The 18,366-nt window shown below is 49.5% G+C and carries 14 protein-coding genes and 1 tRNA gene; 10 read left to right on the top strand and 5 right to left on the bottom strand.

Annotated features, from left to right (window positions below; all coding sequences use genetic code 11):
• The first annotated feature begins 21 nt into the window (after positions 1-21).
• The 3 genes from KNV97_RS01250 (at position 22) to KNV97_RS01240 (ending at position 4,262) form a co-directional block, all read left to right on the top strand.
• Complete coding sequence (locus KNV97_RS01250) at positions 22-1,761, top strand: ABC transporter ATP-binding protein (RefSeq protein ID WP_136485847.1); 1,740 nt, start codon at positions 22-24, stop codon at positions 1,759-1,761.
• On the top strand, positions 1,758-3,554 hold the full coding sequence (locus KNV97_RS01245; RefSeq protein WP_218561911.1) for an ABC transporter ATP-binding protein: 1,797 nt from the start codon (positions 1,758-1,760) through the stop codon (positions 3,552-3,554). Before KNV97_RS01250 ends, KNV97_RS01245 begins: the two co-directional genes overlap by 4 nt.
• A 228-nt stretch (positions 3,555-3,782) precedes the next feature.
• Complete coding sequence (locus tag KNV97_RS01240; RefSeq protein ID WP_218561910.1) at positions 3,783-4,262, top strand: peptide-methionine (S)-S-oxide reductase; 480 nt, start codon at positions 3,783-3,785, stop codon at positions 4,260-4,262.
• Between the two features lie 220 nt (positions 4,263-4,482).
• On the opposite strand, the gene cbiB is transcribed toward KNV97_RS01240, so the two are convergent.
• Both cbiB and KNV97_RS01230 read right to left on the bottom strand, forming a co-directional pair.
• A complete protein-coding gene (gene cbiB / locus KNV97_RS01235; protein ID WP_218561909.1) occupies positions 4,483-5,451 on the bottom strand; it encodes an adenosylcobinamide-phosphate synthase CbiB in 969 nt (322 codons plus the stop codon).
• Positions 5,448-6,830, bottom strand: a complete 1,383-nt coding sequence (locus KNV97_RS01230) for a cobyrinate a,c-diamide synthase (protein ID WP_218561908.1) — start codon at positions 6,828-6,830, stop codon at positions 5,448-5,450. Before KNV97_RS01230 ends, cbiB begins: the two co-directional genes overlap by 4 nt.
• Positions 6,831-7,150: 320 nt before the next feature.
• Between KNV97_RS01230 and cobD the strand changes: the two genes are divergently transcribed.
• The 3 genes from cobD to KNV97_RS01215 all read left to right on the top strand — a co-directional run bounded on the left by cobD (position 7,151) and on the right by KNV97_RS01215 (position 10,821).
• Entirely contained in the window at positions 7,151-8,230 is a 1,080-nt protein-coding gene (gene cobD / locus KNV97_RS01225; RefSeq protein WP_218561907.1) for a threonine-phosphate decarboxylase CobD, read from the top strand.
• Entirely contained in the window at positions 8,223-9,086 is an 864-nt protein-coding gene (locus tag KNV97_RS01220) for a GHMP family kinase ATP-binding protein (RefSeq protein WP_218561906.1), read from the top strand. Before cobD ends, KNV97_RS01220 begins: the two co-directional genes overlap by 8 nt.
• Positions 9,087-9,198: 112 nt before the next feature.
• Positions 9,199-10,821 (top strand): PAS domain-containing sensor histidine kinase, encoded by a 1,623-nt coding sequence (locus KNV97_RS01215; protein ID WP_218561905.1) that lies wholly within the window; start codon positions 9,199-9,201, stop codon positions 10,819-10,821.
• A 47-nt stretch (positions 10,822-10,868) separates the two neighbouring features.
• Here the strand turns inward: KNV97_RS01215 and KNV97_RS01210 are convergent, their stop codons facing one another.
• A complete protein-coding gene (locus KNV97_RS01210) occupies positions 10,869-11,306 on the bottom strand; it encodes a response regulator (RefSeq protein ID WP_136485864.1) in 438 nt (145 codons plus the stop codon).
• A gap of 423 nt (positions 11,307-11,729) precedes the next feature.
• Positions 11,730-11,804, bottom strand: a tRNA-Gly gene (locus KNV97_RS01205).
• A gap of 417 nt (positions 11,805-12,221) precedes the next feature.
• On the opposite strand from KNV97_RS01205, the gene KNV97_RS01200 reads away from it, so the two are divergent.
• The 3 genes from KNV97_RS01200 to KNV97_RS01190 all read left to right on the top strand — a co-directional run bounded on the left by KNV97_RS01200 (position 12,222) and on the right by KNV97_RS01190 (position 16,495).
• A complete protein-coding gene (locus KNV97_RS01200) occupies positions 12,222-13,832 on the top strand; it encodes a VRR-NUC domain-containing protein (protein WP_218561904.1) in 1,611 nt (536 codons plus the stop codon).
• A 72-nt stretch (positions 13,833-13,904) separates the two neighbouring features.
• Positions 13,905-16,268, top strand: coding sequence for a fatty acid cis/trans isomerase (locus tag KNV97_RS01195; protein ID WP_136485868.1), 2,364 nt, complete (start codon positions 13,905-13,907; stop codon positions 16,266-16,268).
• A gap of 38 nt (positions 16,269-16,306) precedes the next feature.
• Entirely contained in the window at positions 16,307-16,495 is a 189-nt protein-coding gene (locus KNV97_RS01190; RefSeq protein ID WP_136485871.1) for a hypothetical protein, read from the top strand.
• Positions 16,496-16,746: 251 nt separating this feature from the next.
• Here KNV97_RS01190 and KNV97_RS01185 read toward each other — a convergent pair whose 3' ends face one another.
• Positions 16,747-17,715: a GGDEF domain-containing response regulator gene (locus KNV97_RS01185; RefSeq protein ID WP_218561903.1), complete on the bottom strand. Its 969-nt coding sequence runs from the start codon at positions 17,713-17,715 to the stop codon at positions 16,747-16,749.
• A 138-nt stretch (positions 17,716-17,853) separates the two neighbouring features.
• Here KNV97_RS01185 and KNV97_RS01180 point away from each other — a divergent pair, with 138 nt between their 5' ends.
• Complete coding sequence (locus tag KNV97_RS01180) at positions 17,854-18,291, top strand: DUF3069 domain-containing protein (protein WP_136485875.1); 438 nt, start codon at positions 17,854-17,856, stop codon at positions 18,289-18,291.
• Positions 18,292-18,366: the final 75 nt, after the last annotated feature.

Raw genomic sequence — 18,366 nt, 5'->3', positions numbered from 1 at the left:
GTCTTATCCGGTCAGTATTTCATGAAGTTATTCAGACAGTTAAGCTGGTTTTTCCGCCAGCATAAGTTTACTTACTCTATTGCCTTGCTGATGCTCTTTATCGTGGCCGTTCTCAATATGGCCATTCCATGGTTTATCGGCAACGCAATAGACAAACTATTGGCAACCAGAGATTTTTCACAAACAGAATTCTACCTGTTCGCTTTGCTTGGCGTCAGTATCCTGGTCTACCTGCTGCGCTATGGCTGGCGTCGTATGCTGTTTGGTACGTCTTATCAGCTTGGTAATATTTTGCGCGAGCGTTTTTACCAGCGTTTACTGCGCCAGGGACAAGCTTTTTACAACCTGCATTCCACCGGCGATCTGATGGCAAGAGCCACCAATGATATTGATGCGGTTGAAATGGCCGCCGGTGAAGGGATACTTTCAGGGTTCGACGGTCTGATGACTTTCATCCTGGTGCTAATCATGATGTTTGTCTTCATTGACTGGCAACTGGCTATCCTGGCCATTATTCCGTTTCCCTTTATGGGTTACGGTTTTTACCGCTTGTCGAATCGGATCCACCATCAGTTCAAGCAGACTCTCGATTCATTCTCAACCCTGAACGATCAGGCACAGCAGTCGGTTTCCGGCATCCGGATGATCAAATCCATGGGACGCGAATCTATCGAGAACGATAAATTCGCCAGTATTGCCGAGCAGGCCGCACAAACGACCTATAAAGTGCAGCGCTCTGAAGCCCTGTTTGATCCGATTATTCAGCTCAGCCTCGGCTCTGCACTGTTAATTGCGCTATTGGTCGGCGGCTGGCAAATCAGTCAGGAACGTCTCAGCGTGGGTCAGTTGACCAGCTTTACCCTTTATCTGTCCGAGCTGATTTGGCCGATGTACGCCTTTGGATGGCTGATGAATATTCTACAACGTGGTAACGCCGCCGTCGGCCGACTGGAAGCGTTACTTAATCTGCCTGATTCCATCAGCGATCAGGGCAAGCAGGATGCCGCAGGGTATGATATTCACGTCGATCAGATGACCTTTCAATATCCGGATACGACTCAGCCTGCACTGCACAATATCTGTCTGCAAGTGAAGGAGAATCAGGTACTGGGCATTGCCGGTTCGACCGGGTCAGGCAAATCGACCCTGTTACAGTTGCTGATGCGCTACTGGGAAGCAGGTGAGGGAAGACTGGCAGTCGGACACACAGCGATTCATTCAATTCCCCTCACCCAATTGCGCAGCCTCTATGCTTACGTCCCTCAGGATGCTTTCCTGTTCAGTATGAGCATCATGGAGAATATTCGTATTGGCCGCTCTGACGCCAGCGATGAAGACGTGTATCAGGCCGCGCGCCTGGCCGCCATTCACGATGATATTCTGCAATTTCCCGACGGCTACCAGACTCTGGTCGGCGAACGCGGTGTCACCCTTTCCGGTGGTCAGCGTCAGCGTTTGTCCATCGCACGCGCGCTGATCAGCAACGCGCCGATTCTGGTACTGGATGATGCACTGTCAGCCGTCGATATCAAGACTGAAAAGGTCATTATTGAGCACCTGCAGCAGCGCCGTGAGCAGACGTTAATCATCGTCAGCCATCGCCTTTCTGCTATCGAGCAAGCTGACCAAATTGTCGTTATGGCGCATGGCGAAATTGTCGAACACGGCAATCATCACAGCCTGCTTGAACAGGATGGCTGGTACGCTCGGATGGCGGCCTATCAACAGATGGAACAAGCGCTGGAGAATGATCTGAAATGAGCACAGACCATAAAAAATCCGTCACCAGTTCCGGCTCTCTGCGTATGCTGATGAGTTATGTTTTTGCAGAAAAAACACTGTTTATCAAAACTTTACTTCTGGTGGTACTCGCTACGGCTTTCGACGTACTCGGCCCGATGCTGAGTAAAGTCTTCATCGATGAATTTGTTATGCCTAACCACTATCCTACCGGACCTGTGGCTGGCGTCATTGCCCTGTTTATTTTCTCGGTTCTGGCCAGCACCTATCTGAAATACAAACAGACGCTGCGTTTTCTCGATATTGCCCTCAATGCGGTACTCGATATTCGCAAACGTCTGTTCAAACATGTGCTGACCCTGCCGGTAGCGTTTTTTGACTATGCCCGCACCGGCCAACTGGTCAGCCGGATCACCAATGACACCGAATCGATCAAAGATATCTATGTGCAGTTTCTGTCGAGCATTCTCGGAAACTTAATCATGCTGCTCGGCATCCTGACCGCGATGGCGATTCTGGACGTTGACCTGATGCTGGTCGCCCTGACGCTGATACCGGCCGTTGTGACCCTAATTTATTTGTATCAGAAGTTTAGTGTGAAAGCGGTGACCGACAGCCGTCAGCTGCGCTCGGACATCAACGCCAATATGAACGAGTCCATCAGCGGTATGGCGGTGATTCAGTCCACCAACCAGCAAGGGGCGAAATATCAGCAGTTTCATGCCATCAATAATGCATATTACACCACTCGTCTGAAAACGGTCACCGTCGGCTCACTGCTGTTGCGTCCGGCGATCAACCTGCTGAGCATTCTGATCCTCGGCGGCGTGGTGTGGTTCTTTGGGCTCAAAGTCGTAGAAGGTGTGGCTGAAGTCGGCGTCCTGTACGCCTATCTCAACTATCTTGGCCGTTTTACCGAACCACTGGTGGAAATTACCCAACGTTTCAGCCTCTATCAGCAAGCCATTGTCGCAGGTGATCGGGTCTATGAATTGCTGCAGCAACCGCCACACGCTCATCAACAGGCCCATCTTGATGCAATACCAAAAGGTGACCTGAGTGTAGACCAACTGGTGTTCAGTTATCAGCAGGATAAACCTGTGCTGCATGATGTAAACTTCACGATTAAATCGGGCGAGTTTTATGCCATTGTCGGCCATACCGGCAGCGGTAAATCGACATTGCTCAATTTGCTGCTCAGCTTTTATCAGCCACAATCAGGTTCGATTCGGATTGACGGCCACGAGCTGGAAGAATATCACCAGCACGCGTTGCGCCAGGGTATCGGCTTCATTCCGCAAGAACCGTTCGTGCTGGCGACGACTGTGTTCGATAACATTGATATGGGTCGCGGTCTGTCTCAGCAAGCCGTCGAGCGCGCGGCACAACAAGCTCACTTACATGATGTAATCATTGAAATGCAGGATGGTTACCAAACTCAGCTCGGTGAGGGCGGATTAAGACTCTCCACCGGTCAGCGGCAGCAGCTGATCATCGCCCGCGCTCTGGCCGGCTCGCCGAAAATCCTGCTGCTGGATGAAGCGACAGCCAACATCGACAGTGAAACCGAGCAAGTAGTACAAAGAGCGCTCAATGAACTGCGCGGACAGGTCAGCATGATTGTGGTCGCGCACCGTCTGTCTACCATTCATCACGCCGACAGCATCATGGTGCTGGATAAAGGTCACCTGATAGAGCAAGGTAATCATCAGCAACTGATGCAGATTGAACACGGCCGTTACCGTGCGATGTACCAGTTACAGCAACAGGAACAGCGTGTGGCACAGGCCGAACAAGCGACTTGCCCTGGCTGAATGATGTATGGATGACCGGCAAAACCGAACAGCGGCAACGAACAAATGTCCCGGCTTTACACTGTAAAAGCGAGTCACTCGCAACCCTCAGAGGCTCGGTCAGCCGCAACTCCCTCAGCAAGCCCTTGCCTGTACAATAATACCGCATTCAAGGGCTGTCCCCATTGCGGCCGTGCCAGTTTTTGATACAGTCTGTCGACCAAATCCATGACTCAGTGTATCCAAACAATGGAAGAAATTTATTTCGCAGGCGGCTGTCTGTGGGGCGTGCAGGAATTTATTCGTCACCTGCCGGGCGTCATTCATACCGAAGCCGGTCGTGCGAACGGCACCGCCAGCGATACTGCCGGCGAGTATGACGGTTATTCAGAGTGCGTGCGCACCCAATTCGACCCGTCCCAAGTATCAGTCACGCAGCTGATGGGCTATTTCTTTGAAATCATTGACCCTTATAGTGTCAATAAACAAGGTATCGATGTCGGTGAAAAGTATCGTACCGGCGTATACAGTGTCAATCCGCAGCATTTAGAGCAGGCGGCAGAGTTCATCGCAGCACGGGAGGATGCCGATAAGATTATGGTTGAAATTCTGCCACTGACCAACTTCGTCAAGAGCGATGAGGAACATCAGGATCGTCTCACCTTGCATCCTGGTGACTACTGCCATATTCCGCTCGATCTGCTGCATAAATACCGAAAAGCGGATTAAGCAATAAAAGCTTATTAAATCAGTAACATTTGTGTAAGAGAGCAAGGATAAATTGGAAACCGCTTAAGCATTCGTCTTGTTTACGCATACTCCATTAAAGGTCCATGTCCTTTTCCACACCACTATATTCGGTACACGCCAGTTTTCACTGGCGTTTTTTTTGCCGTTTTCTGTTCGCGGAAAACAGTCCTCTCTGCACACATACCGAACGTATGAAAGGTCAATTGACTGGCAAAAATGACCACAGCAGATAACACGCGCTGAACAGCACCAAAGCAATCCAGGCCGCTGCTTTCATCAAACGAATTGACCGTACAATATCCTCAGCTTCAATGGCCCGTTTGGCATCACCTATCCAAGGTTTAGCGACCCATTCACCAAAATATTGATTCGGGCCACCAAGACGAATACCGAGCGCACCGGCAACCGCTGCTTCCGACCAGGCGCAGTTCGGGCTTTTATGTTGATAACGGTCACGCCAGCCAATGACAAACGCCGCTTTATAATCCTGTTTCTGTAACCAGGCCGCAGCGCTGAACAACAGCCAGGTTAGTCGGGCCGGAATGAAATTGGCCACATCGTCAATCCGGGCCGACACGCAGCCCAATTCACGATAACGCTCATTTCTATACCCGACCATGGAATCCAGCGTATTCACTGCTTTGTAAGCCATTGCCAGCGGTACGCCGCCGATAAACAGGTAAAACAGCGGTGCGATAATACCATCTACCGTATTTTCCGCGACGGTTTCTACTGTGGCCCGGGTCATTTGTTCGTTATCCAGCGAACGCGTATCACGCCCCACAATATAAGAAAGCTTTATTCTTGCTTCAGCGATATCACCGCGCCGTAACGGTTCGAGCACATCCAGTGCGCAGTCCTGCAAACACTTGCCAGCTAATACCGTAAACGCCAGCCACAATTGCAGCACGCTGCCCGCTAACCAGTGAATTTGAAACGCTGCCCAGATGGCAAACCAGGTGACCGCAGCACTGGCTCCGACCACCATAATCCACAGCAGTCCACCCGCTATATAGAGTTGCGCCGGGCTGGTAAACCAACGCCGCAGCATTTTCTCACTGCGACTGATGGTGTTGCCAATCCAGCGGATGGGATGCGGCCAGTTGACAGGATCGCCCAGCAGCACATCCAGAACAAAAGCGCCAATACAGACCGCCAGCGAAATCATTGCTTGCGACCCCGCGCGATCCACTGTTTGAGAATATCGGGCGACTGGGCAAAATGCAGATGCAAATACATGGCTAATGTATTGCCTTGCTGATAGCCGCCATGCCATTCAGATAAGATTTCACCCTCGCGACGTTTACTCAGTACAAACGCTGTTGGCAAGTCCGATTCAAAGTCGGAGTAATGAAACTCGTGACCGCGTAACTCCTGCCCGGCTTTACATAGTAAAGTATCCGTTTTCGCCGCAGCGCAGCAGTACCCGAAGCGCTGCAACCTCGCCGTCATATGACTGTGACCATCCAGTACGCCAGCCATCGCGTGCACGTTGTCTTCTTTGTCACGTAAGCTGCTGCCCAGATACATCAGGCCGCCACATTCGGCATAAATGGCCACGTTGGCCTGATGGGCACGTAAAATAGATTCACGCATCGACACGTTGGCAGCCAGCGTTTCGGCATACAACTCCGGATACCCACCGCCCAGATAAACCATGTCGCACTCAGGCAATTGCGCATCATGCATCGGGCTGAAATAACACAGCGTGGCCCCGGTTTGTGCCAGCAGATCCAAATTGGATTGATAATAGAAGTTGAACGCCTGATCGCGCGCAATAGCGATAGTCAGCCCCGCACCAATCCCTGCCACACTAGCCAGCACACCGGGCTCTGTGCCCGCCTCATCCGACTGCGCTGTGGCCGCGGTTTGCGCCACTTCCAGCAACGCATCCATGTCGATGTACTCTTCCACCGCCGCTGCCAGTCGGTTCCACATCTCCGTCATGTCCGGTGATTCGTGTACCGTGACCAGGCCAAGGTGACGTGAAGGCAGTTCGACTTCCGCCAGTTTCGGCAAACGGCCCAATACACGCACATTACAATAAGTCTCCACCGCATTTTTCAGCAATTGGTAGTGGTTTTCGGTATTGACCTGGTTAAAGATGACGCCAGCAATATTGATGTCCTCAGCAAACGACTCAAAGCCTTTGACAATCGCCGCAGCCGAAGTCGACATAGCTTTGCCGTCCAGCACCAGGATTACCGGACAGCCCAGAGTACGCGCCATACCGGCACTGCTGCAGTAATAAGGATCAGTGCCAAAGCCATCATAAAAGCCCATAACACCTTCGATAACAGCAATGTCTTTATCCACCGTTTGCTGCTGATAAAGAGCCCGCAATTCGCGCGGCGGCAGCATAAATTCATCCAGGTTGTGAGATTGCGTTCCCACCACTTTACTGTGCCACGCAGTATCAATGTAATCGGGTCCGACCTTAAACGGCTGGACTTTCAGTCCGCGCAGACATAACGCTTTGAGGATACCGAGTGTGGTGGTTGTTTTGCCGCTACCGCTGTTGGTTCCGGCAATTAAAATTGCTGTCATAATTATGTTCCAGGATCATTACTTGTCCGCTAACGCCTTGTCGTATCAGCGATAAAGCCATCAGAAAGTGGCTAAACTACAGAGTTCAGGTAACGAGTTCAATCTTAAATACTGTACCGCGGGCGAAACTGCATCACATCAATACCATTGTTCATCTCTGGTCCGCTATATCACGCTTTAAGCCGATAAATTCTTTTCTTCCGCCAGTGGCAGTTGTACGCTACGCCGCTCAGGATTGAGCCGTTGGTGGAATCCCGGTTGTGCTATCCGGTACAGCTCCACATCCATGACAACGGATAAGATAAAGATTGAAGGTAAGTATGGCGAAAAGCGGACAACATGGTGGTAACGTACTGCAAATGGCAGAACAATTTGATCTCGACCCGACGAAGGTGATTGATTTTAGCGCAAATATCAATCCGCTCGGTATACCGCCGCAGGTTCGTGACGCGATTGTCAGCCAGTTGGATTGCCTGCAGCATTATCCGGACATCGAATACCTCAAGCTACACCAGTCACTCGCAACCCACCATGACTGCCCTGCTCACTGGGTGCTACCCGGTAACGGTGCGACCGAACTGATCTTTCTCTGGGCCCAATACGTCAAGCCTAAAACAGCGCTGCTGATTGAACCCAGCTTCGCCGAATATCGCCGCGCCCTGAGCCGGGTTGGCTGTGCGATCGACAATTATGTCTTACGTGAAGAGGACGGTTTTGCCGTCACTGAGCGCGTGCTGGATGCGCTGCACGGCGAACTGGACTGCCTGTTCATTTGCACGCCGAATAATCCGACCGGGCTGATGCCCGATCGTGAGTTATTAAGCGCGATTGTTGACCGCTGCCGGCAGCTCAATATACGCCTGTTCGTTGACGAGTCGTTTATTGATTTCATGCCAAATCAACCAAGCCTGAGCCAGTGTCTGGCAGATAATCCGCACCTGTACGTGCTGCGCTCGCTAACCAAATTTTATGCGCTGCCAGGCCTGCGGCTTGGCTATCTGCTTTCTGCCGATCAAACTTTGCTGGCTGAAATCAGGGACGAACGCGAACCGTGGACCATAAACGCTTTGGCTGCTCTGGCCGGCGAGATCTTGTTTGAAGATGACACCTATTGCCAGGCTACCTATCAATGGCTGGCACAAGAGCAGAAATACCTGCAAACGGAACTGGCCCGGTTTAAGCCGCTGCAACTGTTTGCGCCCAGTGCCAACTACCTGTTTTTCAAACATCTAAACCCTACTTCGTCACTGCAGCACGACCTGATGCGCCACGGCATTCTGATTCGCAGTTGCGCCAACTATATTGGCCTGAGTGATGCTTTTTATCGCGTTGCGATTAAATCCCATGCAGATAACCAGCGTCTGATTCACGCGCTGCAGAAGGTATTATCCCATGGCTGAAGCCCGTTGCCCGGCGTCGTGCGGTGAATTTATTCAAGGCTGGATTGGTGGCAGCGAAAAACTGATTTCCTGCCCGATTGACTGGTTCAGCACCGTGAGCGTCACTCAAGGCAATGCCGCCAGCAGCCGTCAGCGCCCGCGGATGAGACAAGCGCTTGAGCTCGCCCTGCAATCTCTTGATATTCCGGCCAGTGAGAGTGATGGCCTTAAAATCGAATTCGACTCCACCATTCCGGTCGCCAAAGGCATGGCAAGCAGTACGGCGGATATTGCCGCCACCATCGCCGCCACCTATCGTCATTATCGCCAAGCCATATCCGAATCCGAACTGGCCGCGCTGTGCGTGCAAATCGAGCCCAGCGACAGCACCATGTTCAGCCGCTTCACCCTGTTTGATCATCACCGCGGAGCCGTGACTGAACAGTTCGATACGGTAAACAATCTTGATGTTCTGGTGCTGGAAAGCACACATCAGTTGTGTACCGCCAGCTATCACCGAATCGCGCGCCAGAACCAGCTGCAACGCTCCGGCGCTCAGCTACAACACTCGGTCGTGCAATTTGCACAAGCACTGCGCTCTCAGGATCTCTATCAACTTGGCCACGCCGCGACCACCAGCGCGATAGAAAGCCAACATATCATTGCCAAACCACAATTTTCTGCGCTATTACAACTGGTGGAAAAACATGATCTGTACGGGATCAACATTGCCCACAGTGGCACCACCGTCGGTCTGCTGTGCCATCGCTCAACGCACAATGTCGAGGCCGTGTGCGCCGAACTGAAAAACATGCCGGGGAACCGCGCCTATCCTCACACCCATTTGTGTAAAGTAATTGCCGGTGGAATCCGCTGATTTGCAGTTCAATACCCCCTCTTTTGCAGCGGTTTATATGAAATTCTGTTCTTTCTTTGCTAGCTTGATAAGAGTCAACCACCGCAATTCTGCGCTTAAGGATTAAGGTAATATGAATCAGGTAGACATGCAGCAAACCGGGTTTGAAACCGTATTCAGACATTCCAAAGATGGCCTTGCCATCTTTAAAGACGGCGTCTTCGTCGATTGTAATCAATCCATGCTGGAGTTGGTGGGCTTACAAACAAAAGAACAATTTCTTGGCCTGACTCCATTCGACTTCTCACCGGAATATCAATTTGATGGCCGAACTTCGGTAGAAAAAGGCATGGAATACATCAACCGCTGTTACGAGGAAGGTAGTGTACGTTTTGAATGGATACACCAAAAATTAACTGGCGAGCCATTTTGGTGTGAAGTCATAATCACCAAAATGGTATTGAATGGTGATGTGGTTGTCCATGCTAACTGGCGCAATATCACTGAGAAAAAAGATCTTGAATTAAAACTGGCGGAACAGAAAAAAACCTTTGAAACCCTGTTTAATGAATCCTTGGATGGTCTGAGCATTTTCGACGCCAACCAGCACTATATCGATTGTAATCAAGCCTTTCTCGACATGCTCGGTTTTACCAGGAAGGAAGAGGTCATTGGCCTGCACCCAACGGACATCTCACCAGAATTTCAGGCCAACGGTCGCTCCTCAAAAACGATGGCAGACGCAAAGATACAAAATTTAATGAACGAAGGCAGCGATAGGTTTGAGTGGATACACCGCAAAGTTGACGGCAAGCTGTTTTGGACAGAAGTCATCATCACCAAAGTGAGATTAAATGCCTCAGACGCAGTTTACGCCGTTGTTCGGGATATTTCTGAAAAAAAACAGTTAGAACTGCAGCTTTATGAACGCAATGCCGAACTAGACCAATCCAATAACGAACTTGCACAGATGCTCAAAGACCTGCAGCAAACACAAGATCAACTGATTGAGTCCGAGAAGCTGGCCAGTTTAGGCGCTCTGGTGGCTGGAGTGTCACATGAAATCAATACGCCGGTCAGTGTGGGACTAATGGGAATTACCCAGCTAATGGAAGAAAATGAAGCCATACGCAAGCGGTATCAAAACGGCGAACTGGATGAATCTGTCTTTGAGGAGTTTCTTGCCACCAGTAGCGATCTGTCTAAAATCGTGCATAAAAACCTGGACCGCACCGCACAACTTATTCGCGGATTCAAACAAATTGCCGTTGATCAGACCAGCCAGGAAGAACGTAGCATCAACCTCAAGCAGTATCTGGAAGAAATTGTCTTCAGCCTCAGTTCCGTTACGCGCAAGGCGAATGCGACCATCACTATCGACTGTGATCCGCACTTTAATGTCATTACCCATCCCGGCCTTATTTCTCAGGTACTCACCAACCTGATTGTCAACTCGATACAACATGGGTTTATTGGCAGAGATCACGGCAAGATTGCGATAACGGTCCGTGATAACGGCGACAACACTTTTGTGCTGACATACCAAGACGACGGCAAAGGGATCAGCAAACAAAACTTATCTAAAATTTTTGATCCATTCTTCACGACCAGTCGCGCCAGTGGCGGCACGGGGCTCGGGCTTAATGTTACCTACAATATCGTCAAAAACGCACTGCATGGCTCTATCGAGTGCTGCAGTCAGGAAAATGAAGGCGTCAAGTTTACCATTCACTTTAAAGTCAAAGAAAGAGTGTAGGGCCGGCCCCAAAGCGTGGTCGGCGAAAGCAAGCAACACGACTAACATCAAACGTATGTAGCAACGTAGACATCCAAATAATCATTGATATCATAGTCACGAATCACTTCTTCTTCCGGTGCTTCACCGGGTTGCCCGGTACGCAACACCAGGCGCGTTGAGGTATTACGCTCTCGAATCCACTTAACCAGCTCCAGTCCGGCATGATCACTCTCCATCACCACATCCACCAGAGCAAGGGCAATATCGGAATGCTGCTCAAACAAATGCTTCGCTTCTTGCGCCGAGCGCGCTTTCAGAAACTCCAGAGGCCGGCTATCGACTAATACCCGCTTTAACACCATTTCAGATACGGTGATAACGTCATCCTCATCATCAATCAACGCCACTTTCCAGGGCAACTGCGTAGCTTCCTGTCTTGCATTACTTATCTGAGTCGATGAATCATCAGCAAGGGCTTTTTTCGAGAACAATGGATTCGGCATAACGTGCACCTGAAACGTCAATTACAACCAGCTAAAACTTCCTAAATTATAGTTTGCCCAAGAATAAGCGTCTAACTATCGCCACTACACTAAATACGCACCTGTTGTACCAGGCAACGATGCTAGCTCTAGATGAATAGCTTGGTGACATCAGTTCAAGCGACTGATCACGATGTGAAAAAGCCAGAAGTCGTTGATTTCCTGCGCAATGATATCGTAGTAGCAATGAAGGTACGCCCTAGTAATACGTATACTTAATTGGGCCAGGGCGTGACGTCACCGCGGGGTGATCGGTACCGCGTGTCAATCAACAGCATCGGTTTTTATGCCAGTCAGCCAGAACGAAAAACGAACAGATGAGGATACACATAGGAGTGTATATTGTCACAATTGAAAGGTATAAATTGTAAAGAAGGAAAAGCTTGGAGCGGGCAGCGGGAATCGAACCCGCATCATCAGCTTGGAAGGCTGAGGTAATAGCCATTATACGATGCCCGCGCATCGAAGTGATGGAGTTACTATGCCACAACCATGGAAAAAGAAAACCGTTTTTTATCAAATCCAGACTGTTTGCATAGTTAATAATCAATTAAACATCAATTGGTTAGCTTTTAGACGTACCGCACAGTTTTTCTAAGATTACTGATTTAAAGCTTAGTTACCGGTTTAGAACTTAATCACCGCTATACAGATGAGTCGCCACTTTTCTTTGCCACTCCAGAGAGCGGTTCCGTAACACTGAAGGCAAACGTGTTCGCTCATCGTTACCCTAATATTTCATCTGCATACCCTTCCGGCTTCCTGCCTCCCCAGATATTTCATCTGCATACCCTTCCGGCTTCCTGACTCCCCAGATATTTTCATCGCTAACAAATAGGGATACTCTAGATTTACCCATTGACTGCCTGACTGATTATGCAACCTTTACCTGTTCTGCCTGACGATTACTATCTGACTAACTTCCATAAGCTGCTCTCACATGCGCTGGAGTGGTATGCGGACTTACTGCGACCGGCAGAGCTTGAATGGTGTCACGACTTTCACCGTCTGAGCCACGACGCACAGTGCATGCTGGTTCGCCTGCTATCTCGAAAGGGGCAGTGGTTTCGCAGCGATAAGCTCAACTATGCAGAAATAAGTCACCAGGCAAATGCACTGAATGAACTTGCCCGGGCAGGTTTTATCAGCCTCAATCCTGAGCTAGATGCCGTGGTGGTCGCCCGGGAGCTCCTCACTAAAGCGGACATTGTGACGCTCTATCCACAGCTGGGCAGATCATTACGCAAGCCGCAGCTTATCGAAGCCTTGAAGGTAGCGCCGATCGAAAATGTACCAGAACTGAACTTTGACATTATCCATCTCAATCAGAGTGACATTATTGAGCTGTTGTTGATCTTGTTTTTCGCCAATACACGACAAACCTTCGCGCAATTTGTCCTCGATGACCTGGGTTTAAACAACTTTGAGAGTTATCCGCTGAGTAAAGAACGTCGCTTCTTTCAAACCCGTCAGCAGGTAGACCACCTGTTCGTATTACGCCGTATCCAGGCACATTACGATGCACACCCCAAGCCCGATGAAACGATGTTAGACAAGCTGTTATCGCAACTTCCTCAACCTGGTATACATGCTTATATCGAGCGGCGCAGACAGCACCAGTTAAACCAGATCGCACGCGACTATGAACGTCAGCAATGTCTGGATAAAGCACTCGCCATTTACCAGCAAACCGAAGTGATTCCATCACGTGAGCGTCAGGCTCGTATCTATGAAAAACTTGAGCAAACGCAGCCAATGCGCGACGTTGTTGAAACCATGTTTGCACAACCGCTCAATTACTCTGAATACGAAATCGCTCTAAAACTGCACAAACGCCTGCTGCGCCTCGAAGGCCATAAAGTGGCGCGGGAAAGTAAACCTGTCTACCCTACCCGCCAGTTACAACTCGACCTGACACAGCAACGGGTCGAATTAGCGGTCAAGCAACAATTAGAGAGTGAAGGTTATCAGGTTTATTATCTGGAGAACCAGTTTCTGAATACGCTGTTCGGCCTCACGTTCTGGGACGCGATATTTGCTCCTGTAGAGGGCGCTTTCATCAACCGTTATCAATATCGCCCGCTCGACCTCTATCACAGCGATTTTGTCAGCAAACGTAAATTCTGGATAGAACAGGCCATCACCCGCCTGCGTAATGAAGGCGTCATGCCATTGTGGGCGCTTTGGCAAACTAAATTCTCGCTGGCTAACCCATTTGTGTTTTGGGCCGGATGGGATAAGACCTTGTTTGAACTTACTGATCAGTGTATTGAACCTGACATCCTGGCCGGATTATTCGAGATAATGCTCAGTGATTTAAAACTCTATCGCAATGGCATGCCCGACTTGATTGCCTTTAAAGAAGGTCAGTTTGAATGGATTGAAGTGAAAGGCCCGGGCGACAAATTGCAGGACAATCAATGGCGCTGGATGGCCCGGTTTGAGCAACTCAAAGTGCCGTTTTCTGTCTGCTACGTAAATCACTAAATGCAGAAAAAAATGGTGATCTTTGTCGCTTTTTGCTTTAATTACTGCACGATTAATCAATAAGTTAGCCGAATGAAATTAAGAAAATTATTCGTCGTTGCGTTGGTGCCTTTGTTCTACGGCTGTGCAGTGTTGGCCGGTTTTAACTTCGATCAGATGTTTGGTGATGAAGAGGTCCGCGCTCGACAAGCGCCGATTGAATCAGCCCAGGCGCATTTCTTTCTCGATCAGGTCAAACCGATCATTGATAAACGCTGTGTGGTTTGTCATGCCTGTTACGATGCTCCCTGTCAGCTTAAAATGTCTTCTGTCGAAGGTATCGACCGTGGTGGCAGTAAAGACATGGTTTACCATGGTACCCGTCTGACGGCAGCGACACCGACCCGTTTGTTTGAGGATGCCCAACTGACCGAAGAATGGCGCGACTTCAACTTTCATCCGGTGCTTAATGAGCGCATCCAGTCACCTGAGGCCAACATTCAGGCCGGTCTGATGGCTCGTATGCTCAAGCAAAAAGAGCTGCATCCGTTACCTCAGCAGGATCAATTGGAAGGCTTCGATTTCTCAATTGATCGTGAGCAACAATGTGTCACACTTGAAGAGCACGAGGCTTACCAGAAAGATTATCCGAACTGGGGAATGCCGTTTGGTATGCCAAACCTGGAGTCCTCGGAATACAATACTCTGATGACCTGGCTGAAAAATGGCGGCGTGATGAATGAACATATCCCGCTGACGATGGAACAACAGGCATTGGTCAATCATTACGAAAGTCTGTTTAATCAAGATTTGCTTAAGAACCGTGTTGTCGGTCGTTACATTTACGAACACCTGTTCCTGTCACACCTTTATTTTTCCGACATCACCAAACCAGGCGAAACCCCTCGCTTCTTTAATCTGGTCCGCTCTGCAACACCACCCGGACAACCGGTTAAACGTATCAGTACGCGGCGCCCATATGACGATCCGGGAGTTGACCGTGTTTACTACCGCCTGATCCCAGAACAAGGTACCACGGTGGATAAAACCCACATGCCGTACGCACTGAACATGGAACGCATGAAACACTGGCGTGAATGGTTTATCGATGCGGATTATAAAGTCACCGCGTTGCCAAGCTACGATCCTTCTGTGGCTGCCAACCCGATGACTTCATTTATCGAATTGCCGGTAAAAGCACGCTTTAAGTTCATGCTCGATAATGCACAGAACACCATTATGTCCTTCATCAAAGGCCCGGTGTGTCGTGGTCAGTTGGCGCTTAACGTGATTAATGATCGTTTCTGGGTCTTCTTCCTTGACCCGGACAAAGCAGACATGCCGGAGGTCAATGAGTTTTACCGCGATCAGGCTGAAAACCTCAAGCTGCCGGCAGAACTGGAAAGTAATACTCTGCCGCTGAGTAACTGGATCCGTTTCTCTAACCAGCAAGCCCATTATCTGGAAGCCAAATCCGAGTTTACCAACCGCTGGTTTAAAGACGGTAAACACCTGACGACCGATGTGATCTGGGATGGTAACGGCACGAACCCGAACGCTGCACTGACCATTATGCGTCATTTTGACAGTGCGTCGGTTGTACAGGGCCTGGTTGGCGAAAAACCCAAAACAGCCTGGGTGATTGACTACGCTCTGCTGGAACGTATCCACTACCTGCTGGTGGCAGGGTTTGACGTTTACGGTAACTTCGGACATCAGTTGATGACCCGTATGTTTATGGACTTCCTGCGTATGGAAGGCGAAAGTAACTTTGTCGCCCTGCTACCGCGCAGCATGCGTCACAAAGAGATGTCGAGCTGGTATGCGGACCAGAGCAAACAATTCTCAAACTTCCTGCTGCGTAACGTGAAACCGTTCGACCAGCCGACTCAGGTACAGTACAAGACCACTGACTACAAATCAGAGCTGTATGACAAGCTAATTGACAAAGTGCAGCCGGTACTGAGCCATCGTTACGATATTGTTGATACCGGATTTACATCTGCGCATGAAAAAGCGCTGGCCAGCATCAGTCATATCAAGGGAGAAGGTCTGCGTTCGATGCCGCAAATCATCATGGCGATGATTGATACTGACAACGGCCCGTCGCAACTTTTCACGATTCTGCACAAAAACGCGCACAGCAATATCTCTAGTTTATTTGACGAAGAGAACAATCGGGACTACAAAAATGATGATCTCACGATCGTACGCGGTGTGATCGGAAGCTATCCGGCTGCGTACCTAAGTCTCAAAGAAAGCGAGATTCCGGAACTTGTGCAGCGCTTACAGACACTAAATAGTGAAGACGACTACATCAAGCTTCTGGATCGGTTTGCAGTTCGTCGTAGTTCGCCACGCTTCTGGCCGTTCAGCGATAGAGTTCATGCCTGGTACAAACAACACCAGCCTATCGAATTCGGCCTGCTGGACTACAATAGATTTGAGAACCGATGATGAATCTCAACTCACGTTTAACTAACAGGAGGTGCGAGATGAACATTCGAGACAGTATTGATGCGCTGGAGCAGCAAATCTACGTGGCATGCTCTGAAGGGGATTTTGATACCGTCAATATGCTGGAACAAAAGCTCGAACGCCTGCGTGGCAAAGTAGAGCATCCATTTGACGAAGATCCCTATTCGCTTGAAGGCCGCACCTTTATGGATGATGACTGGCGTTAACTTTGCTGGGGCTTATTATCTCAATTAGCGGATATTCAGCTCACCAGCCTGTCTGGTAAGCATTCAGAGTAAAAATCCAGGTGTAGCGATACACCTGGATTTTTTATGCGCCTGAACTGTGCATCCATGGTTTGGATAGACCGGAACTTATGTTTACTTATGTTTAACTGCTGTCGGCTAACTTATGTTTAACGGCTTTCGGCTATTGGCGGCTTTGGGATGATTAGAGTTATTCGCAGTATAACCCTGCGTTAACCCGCTCCCAGCACAGTCTGAACGTAACGGTTACGGCCCTGGCTTTTGGCCTGATACAGCGCCTGATCCGCTCCTTGATAGACTTCGGTCAGGGTTTCACTGCCATTAGGCGTCACAGTCACTACGCCCTGAGATAAGGTGATATGGCTGGCCACCGGGCTGAAATTATGTGGATAGTGAATATGTTCAATCGCGTCCTGCACCCTTTCCGCCGCAACGCGTGCGCTTTCCTGGTCGGTGTTGCTCAACATGATCACAAACTCTTCCCCGCCATAACGGCCAACGAATTCACCACTGCGACAGAACAGCTTGTTGGCTGCCTGAGCCAACGTGTGTAAACAGCGGTCGCCTTCAATATGACCGTAGTTGTCATTAAACAATTTGAAGTGATCGACATCAAACAAAATCAACGACATTGGCATATTATGACGCCCGTGCCAGGTCAGCATTTCACCCAGTTTTTCGTCCATAAAACGGCGGTTAAACACTTTGGTCAGGCCATCTTCGTTAGCCTGATGCTGTAATTGCAGGTTCAGCTCTTCGAGCTTGGCTGACGTTCGCTTTAATTCCCGGCGCATACTGGCAATGCGCTGCATCGCCAGTAGTTTGGAGCTTAACACCAGTTTATCAACGGGTTTGATAAGATAGTCATCGCCACCGGAGTCGATTCCTTTAGCGATCATGGAGGGTTCGTCATGACTACTGAGGAAAATAATCGGTACCCAATCCTGTTGATAGCGTTTCCGCAGCTCCTGAGCCACTTCAAATCCATCAATGTCCGGCATAGTGACATCGAGTAAGACCAGCTCGGGATCAAAACGCGCAAAAACCTCCATCGCTTCACGGCCGCTGGATGCAACTTCGACAGAGTGGCCCAGTTGCTTGAGGCGAATCGCGAGCTGCATGCGTTCTAACTGCACATCATCTACCAGTAGAATTCTCATCGATGAACCCGTGCTCACCATATTAACCTCTGTGCAATACCATTCAATGCTTAGCTATAACATAACTTTGTCACGCTTTCACTGCTTTATTTAGAGACTTGTATTGACATTTCGCCATAAGTTTTTAGCATTGCGGTTTTCATCAATGAGAACTTTTTCATGTCAGACACTACACAAACAGAAGCCCCACAAGTGGATCTGGATTCCATTTCTCCAGAATTGCGCCAGGTACTGGAATTTGATCAGGTACCAGAAGGTATGTTCCACATGGTGACTTCTATTCACGAAGTTTCCGAAGAAGCGGTGCGTGAAGCTTGGGATAGTCTGCCAGGCAGCGCGCAGAATATTCTCGATAACTTTGAACAGTTCCACGCGCTTATCTCTGTAAGCCAGGCATTTGCCGGCATCAACGTAATGGAAGAGTTCCCGACTCTGAACCTGCCTAAAGATATGACCGAGCAGGACAAGGAAGAGTACCGTGCCCAGTTGCTTGACCAGGTGCTGCATAACTGTGTGAAAGACATGGTTAAACAGATCAAAAAAGCACGCCGCGATCCAATCCTGAAACGCGACTTCAAAGAAGTATTCGACAAGTAAATTCAGCGTTTTCAGATGTAAATCGTTCCAAGCCCGCCACTGAGCGGGCTTTTTCATTGCATCGCTCTCTTTTTC

The sequence above is a fragment of the Vibrio ostreae genome, assembly GCF_019226825.1.
GTDB classification, from domain to species: domain Bacteria; phylum Pseudomonadota; class Gammaproteobacteria; order Enterobacterales; family Vibrionaceae; genus Vibrio; species Vibrio ostreae.
Note: the sequence above shows the minus strand (reverse complement) of the source record. Positions and strands in the feature narration are given on the sequence as shown.

What these genes read in the sequence shown, in the direction of transcription:
- KNV97_RS01220 (WP_218561906.1), top strand. Translation starts at nt 8,223, where the DNA reads ATGGCTGAAGCCCGTTGCCCGGCGTCGTGCGGTGAATTTATTCAAGGC.
- KNV97_RS01200 (WP_218561904.1), top strand. Translation starts at nt 12,222, where the DNA reads ATGCAACCTTTACCTGTTCTGCCTGACGATTACTATCTGACTAACTTC.
- KNV97_RS01230 (WP_218561908.1), bottom strand. Translation starts at nt 6,830, where the DNA reads ATGACAGCAATTTTAATTGCCGGAACCAACAGCGGTAGCGGCAAAACA.
- cobD (WP_218561907.1), top strand. Translation starts at nt 7,151, where the DNA reads ATGGCGAAAAGCGGACAACATGGTGGTAACGTACTGCAAATGGCAGAA.
- KNV97_RS01245 (WP_218561911.1), top strand. Translation starts at nt 1,758, where the DNA reads ATGAGCACAGACCATAAAAAATCCGTCACCAGTTCCGGCTCTCTGCGT.
- KNV97_RS01190 (WP_136485871.1), top strand. Translation starts at nt 16,307, where the DNA reads ATGAACATTCGAGACAGTATTGATGCGCTGGAGCAGCAAATCTACGTG.
- KNV97_RS01195 (WP_136485868.1), top strand. Translation starts at nt 13,905, where the DNA reads ATGAAATTAAGAAAATTATTCGTCGTTGCGTTGGTGCCTTTGTTCTAC.
- KNV97_RS01215 (WP_218561905.1), top strand. Translation starts at nt 9,199, where the DNA reads ATGAATCAGGTAGACATGCAGCAAACCGGGTTTGAAACCGTATTCAGA.
- cbiB (WP_218561909.1), bottom strand. Translation starts at nt 5,451, where the DNA reads ATGATTTCGCTGGCGGTCTGTATTGGCGCTTTTGTTCTGGATGTGCTG.
- KNV97_RS01185 (WP_218561903.1), bottom strand. Translation starts at nt 17,715, where the DNA reads ATGGTGAGCACGGGTTCATCGATGAGAATTCTACTGGTAGATGATGTG.
- KNV97_RS01180 (WP_136485875.1), top strand. Translation starts at nt 17,854, where the DNA reads ATGTCAGACACTACACAAACAGAAGCCCCACAAGTGGATCTGGATTCC.
- KNV97_RS01210 (WP_136485864.1), bottom strand. Translation starts at nt 11,306, where the DNA reads ATGCCGAATCCATTGTTCTCGAAAAAAGCCCTTGCTGATGATTCATCG.
- KNV97_RS01250 (WP_136485847.1), top strand. Translation starts at nt 22, where the DNA reads ATGAAGTTATTCAGACAGTTAAGCTGGTTTTTCCGCCAGCATAAGTTT.
- KNV97_RS01240 (WP_218561910.1), top strand. Translation starts at nt 3,783, where the DNA reads ATGGAAGAAATTTATTTCGCAGGCGGCTGTCTGTGGGGCGTGCAGGAA.